This is a genomic window from Desulfovibrio sp. 1214_IL3152 (assembly GCF_036763055.1).
Lineage (GTDB): Bacteria > Desulfobacterota > Desulfovibrionia > Desulfovibrionales > Desulfovibrionaceae > Desulfovibrio.
The window spans coordinates 1-1875 of record NZ_JBAIYW010000245.1 but is presented as its reverse complement, the minus strand read 5'-3'; the positions used below and the strand labels follow the sequence as shown (position 1 = coordinate 1875).

The 1875-nt window shown below is 55.2% G+C and carries 1 protein-coding gene; it reads left to right on the top strand.

Annotation, left to right across the window (positions count from 1 at the left end; genetic code table 11):
* Nucleotides 1-461: 461 nt before the first annotated feature.
* On the top strand, nucleotides 462-1875 hold a 1414-nt coding region (locus V6C07_RS05125), incomplete at its 3' end, for a cache domain-containing protein (RefSeq protein ID WP_333535287.1).

The following is a 1875-nucleotide window of genomic DNA, read 5'->3' as shown; positions in this document are numbered from 1 at the left end:
TCTTTGCCAAATCAATGCCGATGGTAGTAATGATCTTCATGGGATGGTTCCCTTTCTGAGGTTTTCCATACCCTAGGGTAGCCAATTTATGCGGGCGGGACCATCCCATCACTCTACAGCTAGAGCAATTTCACTTTGAAATTGCTCGGACGGCTGCGTAAGCAGACGTTCGCTACGGAGGCGTAAGCGCAGTTTATCTGCGCGGTTAAACGCCGAAGCGAGCGTGACTTAAACTTTGAGAATGTACATTCTCAAAGTTAATCTGCTCTAAAGTTCACATTCGGCAATCCGATTTTTGTTTGTACGTAACGCGCATACACCCTGCCCGGTCCAGTTTGGCGCTCAACGGCTTTCCAGTCAGCCTGACCTGATTGTCAGGCTCTTTGGTATGGAAAACGCTGCACGGCTTTGGCGGCTTCCTGTGAATGCCCCGGAGCCACGCACAACGACAGGACGTTGCCATGACGATTCGTGCAAAGTTTTTACTGACTTTTTTTGCCGCCATTATTCTGGGTATCGGCAGCACCGTGCTGATTGTGATCGGAAAAATGGACACCATGAACGAGCGCAGTACGCAGGCGTATATGGAACACGCGCTCTCAAGCACCAATGAATATATAGCTCTTTTTTTCAAACAGGCCCAGGAAAGCGCGACCATGCTGGCGGCCACGCCTGCCATGCGCGAGGCTTTCGGCCACCTTCCCCTTTTCACGAACAACAGTGAACCGCAGCAGGTTCCCAGATCGGCCATGACGCCGCAGGCACAGGCGGTGGACGAAATATTCCAGATCGTCAAAGACAGCCATACCAATTACAGCAGCGTTACTCTTGGTGCTGAAGACGGCGGTTTTCTTGAATATCCCCTGGCTTCCTGGCCCGCCGGGCATGATCCGAGAACACGAAAATGGTATCGCCAGCAGATGGAAAGCTCCCGCGCCAGCAACATAAGCTCTGCCTATACCACGGCGCATGGCGTGCCTGCCTGCGCCGTCACGGCAAAGGTTACCGGCACGGACGGAAAGCTCCTGGGCGTCATTGACATCGACATTACCCTTTCCGCCCTTGTAGCTATGGTGGAAGGCATAAAAATCGGCCAGACAGGCTCCATCATCCTGCTGGAAGACAGCGGCATGGTTCTGGCCGCCCCCCAGTACAAGTCATGGGTCAACCGCAATATCAGCGAATGCGGCGTTCCGGCCTTGCAAAACCTGCTTGCCGCCGGTGGAGCAGGCACGCTTGCGCTGGACGGCGTTGAAAAACGTGTTGTCGTGTACAAGGGCTTTCAGGGCTGGCGCATGATCGCCCTCATGAATGAAAGCGAAGTCAATGCGGACATGAACGAGGCCCTCAAGCAGGTCTTGCTGGCAGGGGCCGCCATTACCGCAATCCTGCTGCTGCTTGCACTGTGGATCGTGCAGAGCATACGCAAACCCCTGCATCAGATGGTGCAGTGCACCACGTCCATCTCCAATGGCGACCTTGACTGCCTGCCGTCGGCAAAAAGATTTTCCGCCGAGCTTCTGCAACTGCACACCGGGCTTTCCAGAATAACGGATACCTGCAAAAACATGAGAACACAGGTGACGGCCACGGTGGGCAGCGTTGCCGACGGCTATCTGCGCAGCAGCATCAACGAATCGGAGTTCAGGGGCGACTTCAAAAAAATCGTCGAATCCATCAACGGCCTTGCGGGCAGCATGCTGGCGGTTATCGACAAAATACCTTCCCCCATCATGATCCGCGATGCGCAGAGAAAAATTCGTTTCCTGAATGAGGCCGGCATGCTCGGCGGCAAAGCGCCCGAAAAAATGGCCGGAACAGCCTGCTCCGGCCACTTCCGGGCCGATGCCTGCGCCGGGGGTTGCGCTGCGGATC